Source organism: Thermoplasmataceae archaeon (genome assembly GCA_038729425.1).
Lineage (GTDB): Archaea > Thermoplasmatota > Thermoplasmata > Thermoplasmatales > Thermoplasmataceae > B-DKE.
The window spans coordinates 272,780-292,314 of sequence record JAVYSB010000001.1 but is presented as its reverse complement, the minus strand read 5'-3'; the positions used below and the strand labels follow the sequence as shown (position 1 = coordinate 292,314).

At 44.7% G+C, this 19,535-nt stretch carries 18 protein-coding genes, 1 tRNA gene and 1 riboswitch; of the genes, 12 read left to right on the top strand and 7 right to left on the bottom strand.

Features of this window, described 5'->3' with window-relative positions; genetic code table 11:
- Nucleotides 1-8: 8 nt before the first annotated feature.
- Nucleotides 9-407 (bottom strand): PaaI family thioesterase, encoded by a 399-nt coding sequence (locus QW597_01460; GenBank protein MEM0155255.1) that lies wholly within the window; start codon nucleotides 405-407, stop codon nucleotides 9-11.
- Nucleotides 408-846: 439 nt separating this feature from the next.
- On the opposite strand from QW597_01460, the gene QW597_01455 reads away from it, so the two are divergent.
- From QW597_01455 to QW597_01440, 4 genes are all read left to right on the top strand, one after another.
- Complete coding sequence (locus tag QW597_01455) at nucleotides 847-1,554, top strand: TrmB family transcriptional regulator (GenBank protein ID MEM0155254.1); 708 nt, start codon at nucleotides 847-849, stop codon at nucleotides 1,552-1,554.
- Nucleotides 1,544-2,431, top strand: a complete 888-nt coding sequence (locus tag QW597_01450) for a deoxyribonuclease IV (protein MEM0155253.1) — start codon at nucleotides 1,544-1,546, stop codon at nucleotides 2,429-2,431. The genes QW597_01455 and QW597_01450 overlap by 11 nt, the downstream gene beginning before the upstream one ends.
- 6 nt (nucleotides 2,432-2,437) lie before the next feature.
- Entirely contained in the window at nucleotides 2,438-3,625 is a 1,188-nt protein-coding gene (locus QW597_01445) for a DUF1015 family protein (protein MEM0155252.1), read from the top strand.
- Nucleotides 3,626-3,628: 3 nt separating this feature from the next.
- Nucleotides 3,629-3,701, top strand: a tRNA-Thr gene (locus QW597_01440).
- Between the two features lie 338 nt (nucleotides 3,702-4,039).
- Here the strand turns inward: QW597_01440 and QW597_01435 are convergent.
- Entirely contained in the window at nucleotides 4,040-4,744 is a 705-nt protein-coding gene (locus QW597_01435) for a pyridoxamine 5'-phosphate oxidase family protein (protein ID MEM0155251.1), read from the bottom strand.
- 246 nt (nucleotides 4,745-4,990) lie between these two features.
- On the opposite strand from QW597_01435, the gene QW597_01430 reads away from it, so the two are divergent.
- Entirely contained in the window at nucleotides 4,991-5,335 is a 345-nt protein-coding gene (locus QW597_01430; protein ID MEM0155250.1) for a DUF488 family protein, read from the top strand.
- A 73-nt stretch (nucleotides 5,336-5,408) separates the two neighbouring features.
- Here QW597_01430 and QW597_01425 read toward each other — a convergent pair whose 3' ends face one another.
- On the bottom strand, nucleotides 5,409-7,400 hold the full coding sequence (locus QW597_01425) for a M13 family metallopeptidase (protein MEM0155249.1): 1,992 nt from the start codon (nucleotides 7,398-7,400) through the stop codon (nucleotides 5,409-5,411).
- Nucleotides 7,401-7,518: 118 nt separating this feature from the next.
- Nucleotides 7,519-7,632, top strand: a riboswitch (TPP riboswitch).
- A gap of 24 nt (nucleotides 7,633-7,656) precedes the next feature.
- On the opposite strand from QW597_01425, the gene QW597_01420 reads away from it, so the two are divergent.
- The 3 genes from QW597_01420 to QW597_01410 are packed head-to-tail and all read left to right on the top strand — an operon-like array spanning nucleotide 7,657 to nucleotide 11,358.
- Nucleotides 7,657-8,799, top strand: coding sequence for a thiamine ABC transporter substrate-binding protein (locus QW597_01420; GenBank protein ID MEM0155248.1), 1,143 nt, complete (start codon nucleotides 7,657-7,659; stop codon nucleotides 8,797-8,799).
- Nucleotides 8,796-10,409 carry an iron ABC transporter permease gene (locus tag QW597_01415; protein ID MEM0155247.1) on the top strand — a complete coding sequence of 538 codons (1,614 nt, stop codon included), beginning with the start codon at nucleotides 8,796-8,798 and terminating at the stop codon, nucleotides 10,407-10,409. Before QW597_01420 ends, QW597_01415 begins: the two co-directional genes overlap by 4 nt.
- Nucleotides 10,410-10,440: 31 nt before the next feature.
- Complete coding sequence (locus QW597_01410) at nucleotides 10,441-11,358, top strand: ABC transporter ATP-binding protein (protein ID MEM0155246.1); 918 nt, start codon at nucleotides 10,441-10,443, stop codon at nucleotides 11,356-11,358.
- 122 nt (nucleotides 11,359-11,480) lie between these two features.
- Here QW597_01410 and QW597_01405 read toward each other — a convergent pair whose 3' ends face one another.
- The 3 genes from QW597_01405 to QW597_01395 form a co-directional block, all read right to left on the bottom strand.
- The gene (locus QW597_01405; protein MEM0155245.1) at nucleotides 11,481-12,938 is read right to left on the bottom strand and encodes an MFS transporter; all 1,458 of its coding nucleotides are present in this window, start codon (nucleotides 12,936-12,938) and stop codon (nucleotides 11,481-11,483) included.
- A gap of 535 nt (nucleotides 12,939-13,473) precedes the next feature.
- Nucleotides 13,474-13,830, bottom strand: coding sequence for a NifB/NifX family molybdenum-iron cluster-binding protein (locus QW597_01400; protein ID MEM0155244.1), 357 nt, complete (start codon nucleotides 13,828-13,830; stop codon nucleotides 13,474-13,476).
- Nucleotides 13,831-13,890: 60 nt separating this feature from the next.
- Entirely contained in the window at nucleotides 13,891-15,012 is a 1,122-nt protein-coding gene (locus QW597_01395; protein MEM0155243.1) for an alkaline phosphatase family protein, read from the bottom strand.
- 183 nt (nucleotides 15,013-15,195) lie between these two features.
- On the opposite strand from QW597_01395, the gene QW597_01390 reads away from it, so the two are divergent.
- From QW597_01390 to QW597_01380, 3 genes are all read left to right on the top strand, one after another.
- Nucleotides 15,196-16,422 (top strand): MFS transporter, encoded by a 1,227-nt coding sequence (locus QW597_01390; protein MEM0155242.1) that lies wholly within the window; start codon nucleotides 15,196-15,198, stop codon nucleotides 16,420-16,422.
- Between the two features lie 17 nt (nucleotides 16,423-16,439).
- Complete coding sequence (locus QW597_01385; protein MEM0155241.1) at nucleotides 16,440-17,177, top strand: alpha/beta hydrolase; 738 nt, start codon at nucleotides 16,440-16,442, stop codon at nucleotides 17,175-17,177.
- A 177-nt stretch (nucleotides 17,178-17,354) separates the two neighbouring features.
- Entirely contained in the window at nucleotides 17,355-17,693 is a 339-nt protein-coding gene (locus QW597_01380; protein ID MEM0155240.1) for a hypothetical protein, read from the top strand.
- Between the two features lie 16 nt (nucleotides 17,694-17,709).
- On the opposite strand, the gene QW597_01375 is transcribed toward QW597_01380, so the two are convergent.
- A complete protein-coding gene (locus tag QW597_01375) occupies nucleotides 17,710-18,840 on the bottom strand; it encodes an MFS transporter (protein MEM0155239.1) in 1,131 nt (376 codons plus the stop codon).
- Nucleotides 18,841-18,928: 88 nt separating this feature from the next.
- Between QW597_01375 and QW597_01370 the strand changes: the two genes are divergently transcribed.
- Entirely contained in the window at nucleotides 18,929-19,531 is a 603-nt protein-coding gene (locus tag QW597_01370) for a hypothetical protein (protein ID MEM0155238.1), read from the top strand.
- The last annotated feature ends 4 nt before the right edge of the window (nucleotides 19,532-19,535 follow it).

Below are 19,535 nucleotides of genomic sequence, written 5' to 3'. Positions count from 1 at the left end.
TTTCTCACCTATCTGACGACATACCACGTTCCTGACATAGTAGCACACAATTCGTCGTTTCCATCAAAAACGTCGATCTGGCAGAAAGCAAGACTCTTACCGTTCTTTTTAGTCCTGGCCGAGAATTTTACTGGTCCGAGAGAAATCTGCCTGAGAAAATTCGCATGGAAGTTAACCGTGAATTCATTCATCACTCCCTCGCCGGTCATGACACATATGCCTCCTGCTGCGTCCCCAACTGCCATTATAGCACCACCATTCATAATATTTCCAAGCCGCAGAAGATTATCTTCAAGAGGAATCACGACCTCTGCAAAATCCTCTTCAAGGTGAATCTCTGAAATTTTAACATCTCTTAGAAAACCATCGAGCTGAAATACCTTGTAAGCATCTTCGACGTTTAGCATTGGTGCTGTATCTAAGAATTGTATATCTAATTTGGCAACTCTGCTCTACGTAGCAGTCAGAGTGAAATATCCTCAATTTAAATTGTCTTTGTTAACGGAAAACCATGTGCAATGTGCGCGTAAGGTCTTTAAATTACGTAAAATGCTGCGATCTGATCGATGTGACCAGAATCTTTCAGAAAATGGGCTACACGTGAAAGTATCTCGACTATTATGGTTATAATGTGATAATCCTTAAACGTATCTTATTTAAGCTAACCTGAATATAAAACATAATTATTCGCACCAAAGATATTGCTGTTTTCAAAGGGAATAAAGGGTAAACAGCTAAATAGTAAAAACAATATATAAACAGTTTTGTCTTTTTGAAAATTAATTTGACATCTATTTTTTTGGATCAAAATGAAAAACGATTTAAGCTAAAAGCACATTCGTTTTTATGGAGGCAAACACAGAGCAGTTGAGCAGAATTCACGAGATGCTCAAGATACTGGGACTGTCGTCTTATGAGGCACAGGGGTTCGCAGCGCTGGTTTATCACGGTGTAGCCAACGCAGATACAGTGGCAGACACAGCTAAGATTCCAAGAACGTCTGCTTACAAGGTGATGGAATCGCTTGTTCAGAAGGGATTTGCAAAAGAGACAGACGGGAGACCCAGAATGTTCAAGCCTGAGGATATGGACAGGATCAGGTCAGATTTCGAAAATAAGCTCCAGGAACTGTTTACGAATCTTAAAGGGTTGCAGGATATGCTTCCGTCTAAGGGTGAACCACAGCTCATATACACCATTTATGGATCCCAGAAAGTATATAGCAAGCTTGCGGAGATGTTTAACCTTACTGAGACGGAGATCTTTGTGTGCACTGCTAAAGTTAGAGAGATAAGAACAGAACTGAAAAAGGAGATTGACAATGCGATCAAGCGGGGGGTTCGTGTTGTCTTTGTTACCCCTCCAAACAAAAGGGTGCCTCAAAATACTGAGGTATACAGGAAGGAGGGGCTTGTTGCTACCGATGTGGTCAGTGACCAGACTCGTGCGCTGATCGGGGACCCCGAACTTAGCGCGTGCGGTTACACCGACAGCCCATCACTTGCTCTTCATGTTTACCAGTTCATCAACATGATAATCCAGAATGGAATGTAAGCAAAGGGAATATGTAGAGATGTCTAAATTTAATAACTTGCTGCTTGGAGGGCATATGCCAACGTCTGGCGGTGTTTCAATCGCATCAGACTGGGCTTCCAGATTCAGTTTCAGAACTTTTCAACTGTTCTCAAAAAATCAGAGGCAATGGAACCAGAAACCTCTGGATCCAGACGAAGTCAAGACATTCAGGAAGAAGACCTCAGAGAATTCCCAGATAAGGATCATGGTGCATGGATCATACCTTCTGAATATGGGAACCTCTGATCCGGAACTCAGGTCGAAGGTTCTGAACGCTTTCCGGGATGAAATCTCCAGATCGGACGAACTGGGTGTGGATTATCTTGTTTTTCATCCAGGATCTAGGGGGAAATCCACCATTGAAGAGGGAATAAACAATGTTGCCATGAACCTAAATGCAGTGATCGACCACGAACAGAAAGTAATGATACTCTTGGAAACCGCTGCAGGACAGGGCGGCAGCATAGGGCATACCTTTGATCAGCTGGGAAGTATTATCGATATGGTGGAAGCAAAGGAAAAGGTTGGAATTTGTTTTGATACCTGTCATGTATGGGCCGCAGGATACGATATTAGGTCTCCTCAGGGCTACGAATCTGTAATGACAGATTTTGACAGTGCCATCGGGCTTCAGAAATTAAGGGGATTTCACCTCAACGATTCAAAGAAGGAGAGGGGGAGTCACGTGGATAGGCATGAGCAGATAGGCAGGGGTACGCTGGGGAATGAAGGTGTGACCAATTTTGTCAATGATCCACGGTTGCAAGGACTGCCAATGAATTTTGAAACCCCACTTGGTGTTGAAGGTTATGAACAGGATATTTCTGCGGTGAAATCCGTAATGGAGAAGAGCTGATCAACGTTGGAAATTAAACAATTCAGGCCATACATGTTCACCGACAGCGCGGATATGGTTACATCACCTCCATTCGATTCCATAACAACAGAGCAAGAAGCGTCCCTAAAGATTTACCCGCATAACATCACGCACCTGACACTTCCCACGGAAACTCCAGAAGGTATATTGGAGGCTTCAGGAACTCTTTCCGACTGGGTAAATAAGGGTATTTTGAAGAGATCGGAAAAAGAAACCATACTCATAGTCTTGCAGGAATTTAGAATAGCCGGAGAGAAGATGCAGAGAATAGGTATGATCTCTCTTGTTAAAGTTTATCCTGAAAGCGATGCAATATCGCCACATGAGAGGACCTTTCCTGGCCCGGTGATGGAACGTGCAAATATTATGGGAAGGCTCAAGGCGCAGCTGGAGCCAATTTTTCTAACAGTTTCTAGTGTAAGCTTGGAGAAGATACTGAGGAGGGCAATCAGCACGGAAAGGCCAGCCATGGTCTTTGATGAGCCTGTGGGAGTGAGAAACTCCATTTACTGCGTCTCAAACGAATTGAACATTTCTAGGATAAAGGAATGCCTCGCCACTGAAAAGGCAATAGTGGCTGATGGACATCACAGGCTCAAAGCCGGCATATCTCTGGCAGGAAACATAAAAGCAGAAGAAGAGTTCTGGAGCTATGAAATGGCCTACATTACATCCATTCACGAAAGGGGGCTACTTATTTCAGGAGTTCATAGAATTGTATCCTCTTCAGTCAACGCTGAGAAAATAGTGAATAATCTCGGTAATTACTTTGTCATAACAGAGCATCAGAACCTTGATCGGCTGAACAATATAACAATCTATAACGGAAAGTTCATCGAACTGGTTCCCACAGAGCGTTCATTGAGTCTGCTAAAGGAGTTGGAACCCAATGCCTATATCTCCGCATCCCTCATAGTAAATGAACTACTCTTGAAGAGATTGGCTTCAATGGATGAAAGGGAAATAGAGCAGGAAATAAGTTATACGCACGACATATCACTCGCAATGAAGCGAGTTGACGATAAGGTAGCTTCACTTTCAATCCTTATGCCTGAATGGAACAAGGAGGAGTTCATCGATCTTGCAAGAAAGAAGAAGATGCTTCCCCAGAAGTCCACATATTTTTATCCAAAAATACCTTCGGGTATTGCAATTAACATTATGGAACGTTGAAATGCCACTGTAGCTCAGGTGGTAGAGCAGCTGATTCGTAATCAGCAGGTCGGGGGTTCAAATCCCTCCAGTGGCTTGTTTTAAAAGATGAGGGGGTCTATTTTTTGGCCCTAAGTGTTATTAATTCTAATTGCTGCTGTCGTGAGGCTCATTCCAGTTGCTCCAAGCAGACCATGATAATCGTGTCACAGTTTCCTTAGAATATACCCACTTTCTTTTAGTGTTTCTCATGTGGGTCGTTATATTCAAGCCATCGTATTTAAGATATAAATGCACCTCAAATCCTTCTCAATACAAGATTGTTTTTTTCCATAGTGCTTCGCATAAGGAATGGAAGTTCATATGGGCAGTTCCAGCCACTTCTTGCGCTAAGCGCGGTGCAAAAATAGGTTGACAAGTGTAATCAGCAGTAGTTTAGTCATTTCTTGCGTTGATGAATTTCCTGATGTGATCCGGTATCTGGTCGGTTGAACAAAATTCAGGCTCAAGAAATTTTGTCTTAAAAGGGATTACACCTGACCATATCTCTGGGTTCGTTCTTTTTTCACTGGGCCCTCCCTTCCTTACCTTCACTGAAAACTGGTCAAGTTTTACCCTGAAAACTGATACATTCTTTAGCTCATTATTCGTGGGCATTTCTGAGTTCTCCCTCCGGCCAGGCAAAATTTTGTCTATCCATTCCCTGACAAATGTGAGTTTCCCTTCATCGTCACAGATTTCCTCTGGAGTTCCAAAAATGACTGCAGACCTATAGTTCATTGAATTATCGGCAATTCCCTTTGCGAGGACAATACCGTTCAGTTCCACCACGGAAATAGCAATCGGATCACCCGCCCTGAATGATCCTGAGATCCTGGCCGCAGGGCTTGCATGAAGGTAAATAAATTCAGAATCATTGTAATACATCATGGGAATTACAAAAGGTTGTCCACTGACCTGAAATGCGACATGGCATATGAACCCCCCACGGAGAATATCGATCAGCAATTCTTTGTCATAACTGGCCCGATTGGGATATCTCCTGACTTCTGTTATACTGCTGCGGACCACGGTCTCTTGTTTGGTTGATTCTGGTATCACGCTGTGTGAAACTTTCCTAGCATCAGGTTTTATTTCCACATATCTTGAATTCTGTCATAAATATATATCTGCCTAGATGAATACCGGAAATGTATTACGAAAATCGTAATAAGAATCTCTTGATATTTAAACACCAGTCAAACAAAGAAAATTTCAAATTTGCTGATATGCAATTTTCTGCATCTTGGGGGGTCCAACCTAACATAGGGAATTAATTTGGTCATAATCTCTGAATAACATTTTCCAGATAGAAGTATCTATAATCCGGAATTCCATGGTCACATCGTGATTCAACTAATGCGACCATACGGTGACCAGGCCGATAGGAAGGGAAAGGTGATTCTCGTTGACAGATTGTGGCCCAGGGGTATTTCTAAGGCGGATCTTAATATAGATCTGTGGATGAAAGATATTGCACCCTCAGAAGGCCTGAGGAAATGGTTTAGTCACGAAACTCAGAAATGGGACGAATTCCGGGAGAAGTATTTCAATGAGCTGGATAATAACGAGCTTACTGCAAAATTGCTTGAAATATGCAGATCAAGCGATGTCACTTTCCTTTACTCAGCCAGGGAAGAAAAATTTAACAACGCAGTAGCCTTGAAATTATATGTGGAAAGTCACCTCTGACACCCGGACTACTACTAGTTTACATATCAGGAGCATTCAGATCTCCTGTGAATTCTCAACATATATGAATTTCTCACCAAATCTGTATGTCCTTGGCTATTGGGTTCGTCTTCTCCCCCTTCTGAGAACCAAATGCCATCACAAATCCAGGATGATTAATTGCAGGGACAATCGCCCTGAACTTGTTTGGAGAATGAGGATCGATAGTGAGAAGCATCCTTGCTTCTGGTTCCTTGACATTCTGCCTCCACATTTGGGCCCATGATATAAAAAAACGTTGTTCCGGTGTGAATCCATCAATAATTTTCCTTAAATCTCTGTTTCTCTCGAGATGTCTCTGCAATGCCTCGTAGGCAATGCTGACTCCACCGAAATCCGCTATATTTTCTCCAAGCGTCAGTTTTCCATTTACGTGCACTCCTGGAAGCAGTTCGAGAGAACTGTAAAGGTCTGCTATTCCTGACGCGCGCTGCATGAAATTTCTTTCATCATCCGGGCTCCACCAGTCTTTTAGGTTTCCCTCCAGATCATAACGTCTTCCTTGGTCATCATATCCGTGGGTCATCTCATGGGCAATTACTGCACCTATGGCCCCGTAATTAACTGCATCATCCGCATTTACATCGAAAAATGGTGGTTGCAGTATGCCAGCAGGAAAAACGATTTCATTGTCTGGGGGCGAGAAATACGCGTTGACGGTGGGAGGGGTCATAAACCACTCGTCCTTGTCAACGGGTCGTCCAACTCTTGCAGTTTCCCGGCGCAACTCAAAGGCAGCACATCTTGAAACGTTTCCGAAGTATTCATCCTTCCTTATTTCGACAGAGGAATAATCCCTGAATTTTGCAGGATGGCCTATCTTTGGCCTGAAACGCTTGAATTTTTCCAGGGCACGCTCTCTTGTGACTTCATTCATCCAGGACAAACTGGCCAATCGATCTGCAAAGACTTCCATGAGGTCTTTTACGAGGGCGTTCATTCTCTCCCTCGCCTCCGGCCCGAAATGCTCTTTCACGTATATTTTACCAAGAGCTTCTCCCATGAACTGGTCTATGACATGTACTGATCGCTTCCACCTGGGCTCCATTTTAATCTGCCCTCTTATCTTACGGTTAAACATGTCAAAATGTTCTTCCTCGGCTTCAACAAAGAGGTAGGGCAAGGCGACATTCAGTACGATCCATTTAACATATATCTTGATCTCCTCAAGCGGTCTTTCAGTCAAAAGTGTGTTGAGGTAAGAGAAGAACTCCGGTTGCCCCACCACTAGATAATCTGTCTCTGGCACACCGATCTTCTTCAGATATTGTCTGAATCCGAAGACCTGAAATTTTGCGTCAAGATCGGGTAGTGACATGCGATTATAGTTTTTTTCTGCATCCCTAAGGTCTGTTCGGCTCCTGCTGGATTTAGCGATGCCTGTTTCGATGGAGAGCACTGTACCAGCAGCGTTTCGCGCATTTTCTTCCGGGAATCCGTACATCCGGAATACCTTTTCAATATGTTTCAGGTAATGCTGTCTTATCTCAGAGAAAGTATCCAAAATATAATAATCCCTGTCTGGAAGAGATATGCCTCCTTGGTAAAGGTATAGAGCATAAATTGAACTATTCTTTTCGTCAGTTTGGGAATATACCTGGAAAAGGGGAAATATCCCTGATAAGTGAAGGTAGTGAATATAGGAAACAAGCGCATTTACAGAATCAATTCTTTCAATGGATTCTATGTACTGTTCAACTGGTTTGAATTTTAGGTGTTCAAGGGTTTCCACATCCATGGCTGATCGGTAGAAGTCACCAAGTTGCGGATCAACCACCCCTAAAGGGTCAGGTAACATTCCGGCACATATCTCCAGTATGTTACGTAGATTTCCAGTATTGAAGTCGGAAAGTTCGTCAAAGGCTCCCCATCTTGATTTATCAGATGGAACCGGGTTATTCTTCAGCCAATTACCAGCTGAATATAAGAAAAAATCTTTCCAGGGATCTATACCTGTATCCATATTAGCTACCGAAAATCCAATAATACTGGGTATACCGCTTCCAGATGGTTCCGCGGACGTCATGAAATCCACATGCCAATAACGTATTAAATCAGTTTCTCGCGTGAAAGTGAATACAATGGCATTTCAAGATCCGTTATCTTGGAGAGAGACACAAAGGTTAAAATTTCCAGTGCAATACACTTAACGCTAGGGGAGCCCGAAGAATAAGCTGAGAGGACAGTGGCTTGAATCACTGTCGACCCTTTAACCTGACGCGGACAATGCCGACGTAGGGAAGCCATGATTCTAGGAAACTTCTTTGGCAGGAGAAAACCAGATGAGTCCTGCGGGAAATAAAGAACAAAAAGACAGGAAGTATGTTGGTTATAGAAGAAAGGTTATCGCGCTTGCTATTGTAGTTATTGTTGTTGTAGCCGGTTTCTCAGTATACTATTTCATTAGGAACGAGAAACATGGAAACGTACTGGTAGTATATTCATATGATTCGTTCATGGCTTACGGATGTAATACGATCGGTTATAATTTTAACGCTATCTTCGGTCATTTTGAACGGGAATATAATGTGACAATTGAGGTGGTAAACCAGTCTGACCCCCTTGCCATCCTTGAAGCGAAGGCATCTCATCCCAGCGCTAACATCGTTCTTGGGCTCACCAATATGAACGCCGTTACTGCAGAGCAGGAACATCTTCTTGTCAAATACAGTCCACCGGGATTGAGTTATATCAATTCTACGCTGATCGCTGAGATGGGATCAGCATCATCATACGTGATCCCGTATGAGTACTCCTATCTCGGAATAGATTACAATAAAACATTCGTTGCGGGCTATAACTTCACCCCATCATTCAAGGATCTTCTTTCCAGTTCAAACGCCTCTAACCTTCTCCTTGAGAATCCAGCATTGGACTCAACTGGACTCGGCTTTCTACTGTGGGAGATTGCATATTACAAATTTCTCCTAAAACAGAATTGGCAGAGTTGGTGGAGCGGATATGCAAATAATTCGAACGCAAAAAATCATATATTTGATACGTGGGGAGATGCTTTCAATGTCTTTAACACTGGCCCAGAAACCAATCTGGCATCCAGCTATCTGACCGATCCTGCGTATTACCATCTGGAAGGTTATGGTCCCTTGGGGTCCGCGGTCAGTTACTGGAACGGGAGTGCGTATGGTTGGAGGACAATCTACGGGATCGGCATCGTGAATGGATCTGCCAACCTTCCTCTGGAGGAAGCATTTGTAAACTATTTCCTTAGCCCGAGGGTTCAGAACCTGATTCCGGAAAATGAGTGGATGTACCCGGCCAACAGCACCATACAGCTCCCCGCTCTCTATGGAATGCTACCAAATCCGGATACTATAATCTCGCTGAATAATTACATGAACGCTTCTTATATCGCAGAGAACATGGCTAACTGGATATTGCAATGGGACAATCTCGGTCTTCGATGAAAGGGTACAAGCCAATTTACTGGATTATGCTGCTGTCACCATCCATATTCGTGGTCGCGGTAGTCGTTTATCCATACTTCTATCTAGTTCGCGACAGTTTCAATTCTTCCCTAGTCCTGCAGGTCTTCGGAAACTCTATAACCGCACAGCTGACACGGGAGGCTATAGGGAACTCATTCTACCAGGGAATCACCAGCGCTCTAGCTGCGCTTGCAATAGGGCTCCCACTAGGCCTCTTTCTCGGATCGTTCGAGTTCAGGTTCAAGAAGCTAATCAGTTCAATTACCATAGTGCCATTCTTTATGCCTTCAATTGTGGTGGTATTTGCTTTCATCAGTGGTTTCAACTCAAATTCGATTGCAGCCTATTTTTTTCCGGGTCTAGTTGATCTTTCAACGGGATTCACAGGGATAGTTGCAGTCAACACATTTTTCAATGCTCCGCTTGTAGCAATGTTTGCAATGACAGCTGTTGAGCAGGTTGATCCAGCTCTGATCCAGGCTTCGGAAACTCTGGGAACAGGAATATTCCGACGGTTCTATTCTATCTGGGGAAGGAGTGCTATTACAGCAGCTCTCGGCGGCGCGCTCCTTACCTTTGCTTATTCTTTCTCCGGTTTCGCGGCTCCTTTGATCATAGGAGGACCAAAGTTTTTCACCATGGATGCCTGGATATACTCATTCGTGAAGGTTCAGGGCGACCTTTCTGCTGCAGTTGTTATGGCAGCAATAGAGGCACTTCTGCTCTTTCTACCTGCAGTTCTTTACATGTTATTTGCAATTCGGCACTCCGGCGCAACAGGTAACAGAACAATCAGGACGGCTGAAAGGCGTAAATTGTTGTTCTTTACTGGCCTAGCCTACACGATCTTGTGGCTCTCTGTGGAATTTTATCTCTTTTCTTCTGTGATCTTGAGGTCACTCAGCGGCACGACGAATTCCGTCCTGGTCAATTACAGCACGCTCTTCCAAGGAAGTATTGCAGCCAGGCTAGGGATCACAACCACTTCTGCCATCCTGAATTCGCTCTTCTACGGAATGTGCACGGCTCTTCTTGTCGCGGCCCTTGGAACTATGTGGATAACGGGAAAACGCAGGCTTCATTCGGTACCAGGGAATGTTACGGAGATCTTTCAGTACATCCCTCTGGTAATTTCTTCCATTCTCATGGCATTTTCACTGTACATCGTAATTGGTACATCAACGCCCACAACATTCATGTGGGTTTTAATTGTCATGGCACAGTCCTCAGTGGCTATTCCAGTTGTCCTCAGGGTCATTGATGCCGGCTTTCTCACTTTGCCGCAATCCGTTTCAGAAGCTTCCATGACACTGAAGGGAAATCCATTTTTCGACGTCGAGCTGCCACTTGCAGGTTCAGCTTTTGCTTCGGCGCTGGTTTTTGGTTTCGGGATCAGCCTGGGAGAATTTTCAGCCACAAATTTCCTCGCATCGTCCAGCTATATACCCATAACGGTAGAGATCTACGGGCTTGAGAATGCAAGGCTGTTAGGACCGGCTTACGCTGCAGCAAGCATTCTTATGATCGTAAGTGTGATAGCGTTCTATCTCATAATGAAGTTCGGGGGGAGATTCGCTGCCGTACGTTGAAATTAGGAATCTGAGCAAGGCATACAAAGAAATGTTTGCATTAAAAGATATTAGCCTGAGCGTTGAGAAAGGCGAGGTCCTGACACTCATGGGACCAAGTGGTTCAGGAAAAACCTCACTGCTGAGAAACATATGCGGTCTGGATTTCCCGGATTCAGGCGAGGTGCTGGTCAACGGCAGGAACATCACAACTATAGCAGCCAGTCGCAGAAATATCGGGATGATATTTCAGGACTTGGCTATATTTCCGCATATGAAGGTGTACGATAATATCGCATATGGGCTAAGGAACCTGCGCCTGGGAGAAAAGGAGGTAAGGGACAGGGTTAACGATCTTGCAGATATGCTGGGTATTTCAGAACTTCTCAACCGCTTTCCCGGGGAGATATCTGGCGGGCAGAGACAGCGCGTCGCTCTCGGCAGGTCCGTTGCACCATCTCCCGATCTGCTCCTGCTGGATGAACCGCTCAGTTCCCTAGACATTCAGGTTAGAATGTCATTGAGAAGCGAGATCAGGGAGTTTGCCAGCAAGGCCGGCCTCACAATGATCTACGTAACGCATGATCATGCGGAGGGACTTTACATGGCAGATCGGGCCGCAATAATTTTCAGGGGGATACTTGGTGAGATAAAAAAGCCATCTGATCTTTTCTTGCATCCTTCAAACGATGAAATCGCTAAATTCTTCGGTTACAACGTAATCACACTGGGAGGAGAGAGAATTGCGTTCTTTCCCTCAGAATTTACCATTGACAGCGTTTCTCCAGATGTTTCAGGCACAATCGAGTCGATTGGCTTCGAGGGAGAATATTACAGGATCCATATGTCCTCGGAGAATTTCGAAAAGATCCAGTTAAAGGTAAGCATGGAAGAAATGACCGACAGTATAAGAAAAGGCAACCGTATCGGTATAAAGCTTACCAGGCCCGAGGTCATAGAGATCCGATAACCCTAGGGGTGCCATGGAAGAGATCAGCTTTTCATATTCTGATGCATAGAGAGTTCAGAAAATGCATCACGGAGATTGTAAGTAATCCAGCAAAATATCTAGATCCGGGAAAAAGGAAGAGATCAGTCACCAGCATTTTTTGCGCTTGAATTATTTTGTACAGGTGGAATTTTCTTCCCCAATCCGTGAAGGTAAAGAAATATGGAAACAATAAGCATTACTGTGGAGATATAAAACACAGTATGCACGGAATATATGAAACTCCTCGCGTCAAATACGCTCACCTTGGCTGAAAATCCGGAAAAAATAGAGTCCAGAGTTGATCTGGTTGTTGTAGCGCTCATCAAGATGAAAGCTAGGCCGATGCTGACGGTACCCCCGACATTGGTAAGCGTGGTGCTTATACCTGAGGCGACACCTCTACGATGACCGGGGACGGAATTCATTATTGATGACCTGTTTGGAGATGCGAACATTCCCATGCCGGCTCCGATTAAAACAAGCGGCAGCAGGACTTGGGTCAGGGTCAAGCCATAACCGATCCGTGTCATAAGAAGAAATCCAATGGACGACAGCAGCAGTCCACCTACGACGAACATTCTTTGTCCGAACCTATCGGAAAGTATCCCGCTTATTGGACCCATAATAGAAAGTGAGACGGACATTGGAATGAGAAAGATACCAGCCTGTTCGGCACCCATACCCATGATTGGACCCTGCAGGTAGAAAACCATCACCAGAATGAATGAACCCCTCGCAAGCGCATTAAGGAAAATTGTCTCGTTACCGGACGTGAATTCATGGTTACGGAACAGGGTCAGGTCGAACATCGGATCCTTACGGTGGCTATCGATATACACGAAAGCTGCTAAGAGGATGGCAGAAAATGCCAGGATCAAGGTGGTGAACAGCAAAGAAAGACCGGCAATGGCATAAAGGGTAAGGCCAATGAGCAGCAAAAAAACTCCTCCCGCAAATGTAAGATTTCCAGAAATGTCTAGGTTATGTGTGTGAGACGGGTTAGAAAGTTCTCTTAGTTTGAGGTGTGCCCATATGGTGGCAAAGGTTCCTATTGGAAGATTCACCCAGAATATGGACTGCCACCCAAGGGTTTGTGACAAGACCCCACCCAGTATGAGGCCTGAAACCGATCCCACCACGATGGAGACCTGGTTTACTCCCAAGGCCATTCCACGTTGCTCTGTAGGAAACGCGTCAGTTATTATTGCAGCACTGTTTGAGAAGAGAAAACCGGAACCGATTGCTTGCACAACCCTGAATCCTATAAGCTCTTCAGGCGTCTGTGAGATACTGCATAATCCAGATCCTACAGTGAAAAGGGCGAAGCCCATATTGTAGAGTCTTACCCTCCCGAACATATCAGAGAGCCTGCCGAAGTTGACAAGGACACACGCAACTACGAGCTGGTAACCCAGCAGAACCCAAAGAAGATCTAGGGTGGTCATTCCCTGCATTGATCTTCCTATGTCCGGGAGGGCAATTAGAACAATGTTGGAGTCAAGCGAGGACATGAGTACACCCAGCGTGGTATTGCTTAGAACTACCCACTTGTATTCCATCTTCTCTCATCTCCTCGTTTTCAATCTCTCACGCCATAATCACCGCTTGTTACATGTCGAAGGAATGGTAGCGTATCTGGTATAGGGTATATTAAGGAGGTATTAAACAGGTTCTTCTCTTGCGAATAGTTCTTAACTGAATCTTTTTTAGACGCCAAATTATGGGTTTAATGTTTCCGGACCCCAAACTTAACAATGAATCCAAAACGATTACAACATCATCTGAGCTAAGGTCTCCTCCAGGAAGGGTAGATTGCCACTGGGATTCTTAGCCTGGTTCAAGCGGGCTGTTCCCAATCCAGTGCCAAAGATAATGAATCAATCCGGAATTGCAACCGCCGGAATCACTAAAACAGATCGCGCATTCTTCGATGCGGAAATTTCCACCAAGCTGAGAATTAACCATGGGATGGCCCCGCTTTACATGTTCAGTCTATATGCATCATGTGATATCTAAAAAATCACATCAGCATCTTCAATCACGTCTCCTCTTTTATTTAAGCATTGCAAATGCCCCAGAAATTAACGAGATCAATCAGTTTTGTTCGTGATTTCCATGATCGTGCGTGGCCCCAGTCAGTTCATGGAGCTTCCCGGACTCAAAATTGGAGAGTGCCTGGTCAACGGTCATCCCATTCCCAAGGAATAGTCTCAATCTTCCAGATGTGTACGTGAAAGCATGCTGACCTATCCCTGAAACAATAATGGATTCAGCTCCCCTGTCTAAAGCGGATTTCAACATGATAATTCCTTTCGCTGCCTTGGCCGTTAGAGCCGGATTCTCATAGCTTTCAATGAGTCTGTGTCCATTGATGAGATCATAAATTCTGACCTCTGCAGCCTCTCCCGGGCCACTGACAATATCACCGTCAACTGCTATTGCAACTTTCATGCGGAGGTATTTCTTTCACCAACATTAAACATGCTGGCAACAGACAGAATATCTGGGTCCTTAGAGAATTACCAGAGGTATTTCCATTTCTTCCATGAAAAGTGAGCTGTGGTGGCCCTTGAGGGTAGCGTTCTCATCCCGAAGGCTCTTTGTAAGATATGCTTTCCTGTCAGTAGCCACAGCAACATAGCTTCCGACCCTTCTCTTGATTACATTGTTCTCCTGTCCGCCGAATAAGGGTGACACTTCCTTACGGGAAAACGTTGGGAGATTTTCATATTTCCCTCGAATATATGGTGTAATATCCTCCCGAGAATCGAGGGATATCATCCTCACATCGCCATAAGGAGGCACCTCAAGCTTTTCCATGAGTTCTCTGTCCGCATCGAGGTAGATATTATCAGATACCTCTATGTGCCCATGATCTGCAGTTATGAGAACGTCATAGTTCTTGGTCAACTTCGACAGGTATTTCCTGACAGCAGAATAAATTTCATTAGCCGTAATGGCAGTCGCTTCCGAATACGGCCCATACACGTGTGCGGCAGTATCTATGTATGGAACATAGAGGAATATGTAATCCATACCCTGGGCGGCACTGAAGTGTACTTGGGCTAGGGCATCCCACAGGTTGAGGTAGCCGGCAACCTTTGCTCCTCCATAAAGTGCAAGTGACAGGGGGCTCCTTGTATGGTAGTGAGGAATGATAGCTATGGCGGTTGCGGAATCCAGTTCGGACGCAATTGGTTTGATCTCACCAAATACCGCAGACATTTTTCCAAGTTTTTCGACGGAAGACCCAGTTCCAGGTAAAGTGTAGTCGAGAACATTGATCCTGGTTCCTAGTTCACGAGAAAATGCGATGTAGCCGATTAGACCGTGATCTGCGGGTGGCATGCCAGTGGCTATGGTAGCGAGCACTGAAGAAGTTGTTGAGGGAAATACGGTTGTAATTGGCCTGTAAGTATCAGAAATGCCAGAATTCTTCATTATGTGTGACCCAAAGCCGTCCAGAAGCACCATAATCACTTTTTTATTGAGATCAAGGTCTTTCAGTCCTCTCCCGGGTCTTTTAACGCCAAACCTCTTAGCTATTGAGACAGACAGGTTTAGGATGCTGTTTCCACCGTATTCAGGCATCAGAAGATCGGGATTATCCGTCAGACATTTGAGGGTCTCCATATTATCCAGTTGTATATGCTTGTAGAGTATAAAGAACTGGCAGTGAGCGTCGAAGCCTGCTGAACATCAGGTACAAACCTTCGTCTTAGGTAATCGAGGAGATTTAGCAAGATATCGTAACATATTGTGAATATATAGCGCACTATGGGATTATTTTATAGTATTCCTGTCGTTATCTATCAAATGACGAAAGGAACTATTTCTCCTTACAGGTTACTGCTTATGTCCTCAGCTGGAATGTATCTTGATGGATACCAGCTCACAGTTGTGTCTCTAGCGGTTCTTGTGATGAAGCCTGACCTCAATCTTTCTCAGTTTGACGCTTCTCTCCTGATAGACTCGCTCATACTGGGAACCATAATTGGGGCTATTTCCATAGGGTATCTTGCGGATAGGTTCGGGAGGAGGCGTGTTTACATGTACAACCTCCTTTTCTTCGTAATATTTGGACTTGGATCAGTGGTCACATCCAACCTTCTGATCATTATTCTATTGAGGGTGCTGATGGGGATTTCCATTGGGGCAGATTATCCCATTTCAAACTCTTACATCGCAGAGATGGCTCCGGAGAATCTAAGGGGAAAATTTCTTTCCTTCTCAAACGTTGCTTTCTTTGCAGGGGCACTGACGAGCGGTCTGATTGCCATGCTGCTCTTTTTCCTCAATTTTCCGAACAGCAGTTGGAGGTACATGATCGGGATTGGCCTCATACCCGCTGTAATTGTCCTGTTCGCTAGGATGTCTATGCCAGAGTCTGAGAGATGGGAGAACGTGATGAGGACGGAGAAGAAGAGAAATATTAGGAAAATGTTTCATGGAAAGGCTGCGGTCTTCACAATACTTACATCTATAATATGGTTGATCTTCGATCTGGGTTCATATGGAGTCGGTTTATTGGTACCCAGTATTCTTAAGGGCAGTAATTTCGCGCCAGATTCCGGGATTGCACTTGCGACCTCTATTTTCCTGATAATTGGTCTCGCTAGTGGCGCTATAGTCATTATGATTGTTGACAGGATCGGCAGGAGGTACATCCAGATGCTTGGATTTCTTGGGATGGGTATCGGGATAATCCTGATCCCCTACACCTTCGCAACCTATCTCCTCGTCGTTGTCCTTGCATTTTCGGAATTCTCTGCAGCCTGGCCGGGAGCAACCGTGGGAATTTTCCCAGCCGAGTTAGCCACAACAGAGTATAGATCGAGCGCCTATGGTCTCGCGGCAATGATGGGTAAGCTTGGTGCAGTAATCGGAGTGCTAATAATCGGCAGCGCTACCACTGTAACAACCAGCAATTCCTATCTGTTTGTCATAATAGGCGTCATTATGTTTGTGGCTTTAGGCCTTACAATTTTGCTCAAGGAGACCAGGAAGATGAAGCTAGATGAACCCTTCCTGCTTAAGGTATGATAAAGGGTGATCATTTCATGTATTACAGACTCATCAGTGGAAATCGCCTAAGATACGAGATACACGGTGAAGGGGTCGGTGTTCTAATACTTCATGGCCTCGGGGGAGACCTGGAATCCATGATCCCGATTTCCCGCGCAATTGATCGTGACTGTACACGCGTCCTTGTGGATCTGCCATGTCACGGAGGCAGTGATGATTTTTCAATAACTTTGCCTGATCTAGTTAAGGAGCTGATTTCTCTCATGGGATCTAAAGGCTTGGACAAATTCTACGCCATAGGTGTCAGCCTTGGATCCATCATAATAGAAGAAATCATGCTGAATGATTCTGATAACATATTGGGAGCGGTACTCCTTTCCCCAGCTTCTGAGATTGATTCCCAGGTCCTTGATAGGGTTTCAGCATGGGCCAGTTCATCAAAAAGGGTATCTAACGATGTTTTCTCTCCTGAATTTCTGGAGCAACACAGGAAAGAGATTGAAGCCTACGACAGATCCCACCCCATTAATACAGAAAGGTTGTATTATCTTATACCAAATTTGATCGGCTTTTCGGTTAAGGGAAGGCGCTCCAATGCCCGCGTCAATATGGTTGTTGCGGAATACGACGACATTTTTGGCCTACGCATGAACAACGATCTGAAGCAAGCCTTTCCAGCTGCAATTTTCACCATCATTCGATCTGGGCACGCTATACATAGAGAAGATCCGAGGGGAGCCGCCAGAATAGCTTCAGAATTCTTTTTTTCATAGATTGTTAAAATCCCTCAATCTTGGGAATCCTAAAAGGTTACACTTACCAGCAAGGAGAATTAATGATATTATCATTCATATCCTGCAGATAATGTGTTTTTCAATACGTATAACATCTCAGAAATTTCTGTGAAAACTTTATGTATACTAAAATATTTTAGTATACTAAGATAATAAATGAAGAAGGTAAAAATATGCTCGCTCTGCCGGAGCAGGTCTGTAAAATCTCTGTACGTGAGAGAAAGCGTCACAGACCTGAGGCTTCTGGCCCTGGAAGACGTAAAACCTACTGGTCAGGTCTCACCTTTGAGATATGCCCAGGTGATGGAAGGTGAAATCAGCAGGCAGAGGTTCCTCCCCTTTGGGGTTGTTTGCTTGAAATGTGGCCACATCACCGTAACCAATGCCGCTTATATGGGTAAGACTAAACGCATCCCGGTCAAGTCAAAGGCAAGGGTGTCCCAGGCACATCTGGAGGACATGAAAAAGAGGCTTGAGTCGCACTGGGTTAGATGAGTTCATCTGTCTTTCACTAACGGATTCTAAATAAATACACGAGCGGGAGGGTCATCAGTGAGAAAACGGCAAGGAAGATCCAGGATACTGCATAACCAAATGGTATTAGGAACGCAAATACCAGGGGAATCAGCGATCCAATCCCGATCTGTATGGAGTTAATTAGTCCAACATTGAGCGGAACATACCTCCGGTCGTCGTCCAGCCGTATGACGGCCGTGTATTCAAGGGAAAAAATGATTACGCTGAACACCCCGTTAATGACAACGGAAGTCCAGAGGCTCAAAGAGCTGTTTAACAATAACAGGAACAGGGAAAATGACACGATCATTGTAAGATAGACAGAAGTCCTGATTGGCCTGCTCTTCCTGAAGGCCGATGTCAGCATGCCCCCAATAATACCAAGGAACATTATCATGGAAGCCATCAACCCTGCTATAAACCCGGAGTAACCGTAGCTAACTGCAAACGGTCTGAAGTATTCGCCGATGGTGAAATTCAGGGACCACAGGCCAGCAAAACCAAGGGCTATAAACCATATCCTCTTGTCTAAGATCCTGATCTTTATCTTTGATATATCCAACTTGTCCCCCTTGTGGCTCGGTGGAACAATTACATACATTAGGATCGCGCTTACAAGCGTGATCAATCCGCTCACTGTCAGGCTATTTTGCCATCCCATAAACGAAATCAATGGTCCCATAGCGAAAATTCCAACGCCTGCGCCTATGCTGAAAAAACCGTTGTATAGCCCCATCATTTGTGGTAGTTTTTCAAAATAGATCTCGCTAAGTACTCCTATGGCAGATGAGAAGAAGAAAGCCGCGCCAACGCCCGTAAGTAAGCGCATGACCGTGAATACTAGAAATGTGGGCGAATGCGCAGAGCCCACCGCAGCTGCCGACATTACGATCAGGCCTATCACTGATGTGTTCTTACCTCCTATTTTCGAGGCAATGATGCCAGCTGGAATTTGGAATATGCCAGCGCCAACGAGAAAAGCGGCAAATATTATGCCAGTTAGGGAAAATGAGACATGGTATGTGGAACTTATATCGCCCAGCGCGGGAGAGACATTGTACCAGTTCATGGCATAGAAGAGCCTGCCGGCCATGACGGTTGCACCGTAAGCTAATTTTCTAGCCATGCCTCAGTCACAGCGGGTAATTTCATTCAGTTATTTATAACGTGTTTAGAAAGTAATATATGATTCAATCACATAGGAAAATCACGATATGGACATAAAAGAGCAGATACTAAACTGGCTTTCTTCCGGCAACAATGACTCTTCAAACCTAGTGGATCTGAAGTGGATAATCAGTGAAGAAGATGGTCGAGTGAAACTGGTGAACGAAAAGATCCCATTCACGATATACGTGGGTTTTCATCCAGACACATTGCACATTAAGGTCAGAACGGGCATCGAGACTGCAGTGATAGACCCAGTCGTCAGGTTGGCGACTTACCATGCGCTCTTATTGCTTAACAACCAGGCGGAACTCGTCAAATTCATGCTTGAGGGTATAAATGAGGAAATCGTGGCTAGATCAGATATCCAGACTATGTCCCTGACCAAGACTGAACTCAATGAAAGTTTCAACATGCTTCTGTCTGCCCTATACATGATGGTAAAAACTTTGAAGCTCGAGGAACAGTTCAAGAGACAGGTTACAGACAGGATGATAATGATGATCAACGGTCTTATTCAGGAGGGAAAATCAAGAGATGAGATCAAGGCTTACCTCGTCAAGCGAATCGGCTTTAAGGAAGATGAGTCCGAGGCAATCCTCAAAGAAGTAATGCCGGGAAAGATGGGCGACGAAGGAATGTACATGTAGGTGT

Bases quoted from the DNA above. Each gene is read 5' to 3' on its own strand.
- QW597_01395 (MEM0155243.1), bottom strand. From the start codon at position 15,012: ATGGAGACCCTCAAATGTCTGACGGATAATCCCGATCTTCTGATGCCT.
- QW597_01370 (MEM0155238.1), top strand. From the start codon at position 18,929: ATGGACATAAAAGAGCAGATACTAAACTGGCTTTCTTCCGGCAACAAT.
- QW597_01390 (MEM0155242.1), top strand. From the start codon at position 15,196: ATGACGAAAGGAACTATTTCTCCTTACAGGTTACTGCTTATGTCCTCA.
- QW597_01375 (MEM0155239.1), bottom strand. From the start codon at position 18,840: ATGGCTAGAAAATTAGCTTACGGTGCAACCGTCATGGCCGGCAGGCTC.
- QW597_01455 (MEM0155254.1), top strand. From the start codon at position 847: ATGGAGGCAAACACAGAGCAGTTGAGCAGAATTCACGAGATGCTCAAG.
- QW597_01380 (MEM0155240.1), top strand. From the start codon at position 17,355: ATGAAGAAGGTAAAAATATGCTCGCTCTGCCGGAGCAGGTCTGTAAAA.
- QW597_01385 (MEM0155241.1), top strand. From the start codon at position 16,440: ATGTATTACAGACTCATCAGTGGAAATCGCCTAAGATACGAGATACAC.
- QW597_01415 (MEM0155247.1), top strand. From the start codon at position 8,796: ATGAAAGGGTACAAGCCAATTTACTGGATTATGCTGCTGTCACCATCC.
- QW597_01400 (MEM0155244.1), bottom strand. From the start codon at position 13,830: ATGAAAGTTGCAATAGCAGTTGACGGTGATATTGTCAGTGGCCCGGGA.
- QW597_01410 (MEM0155246.1), top strand. From the start codon at position 10,441: ATGTTTGCATTAAAAGATATTAGCCTGAGCGTTGAGAAAGGCGAGGTC.
- QW597_01405 (MEM0155245.1), bottom strand. From the start codon at position 12,938: ATGGAATACAAGTGGGTAGTTCTAAGCAATACCACGCTGGGTGTACTC.
- QW597_01420 (MEM0155248.1), top strand. From the start codon at position 7,657: ATGAGTCCTGCGGGAAATAAAGAACAAAAAGACAGGAAGTATGTTGGT.
- QW597_01450 (MEM0155253.1), top strand. From the start codon at position 1,544: ATGGAATGTAAGCAAAGGGAATATGTAGAGATGTCTAAATTTAATAAC.
- QW597_01460 (MEM0155255.1), bottom strand. From the start codon at position 407: ATGCTAAACGTCGAAGATGCTTACAAGGTATTTCAGCTCGATGGTTTT.
- QW597_01425 (MEM0155249.1), bottom strand. From the start codon at position 7,400: ATGACGTCCGCGGAACCATCTGGAAGCGGTATACCCAGTATTATTGGA.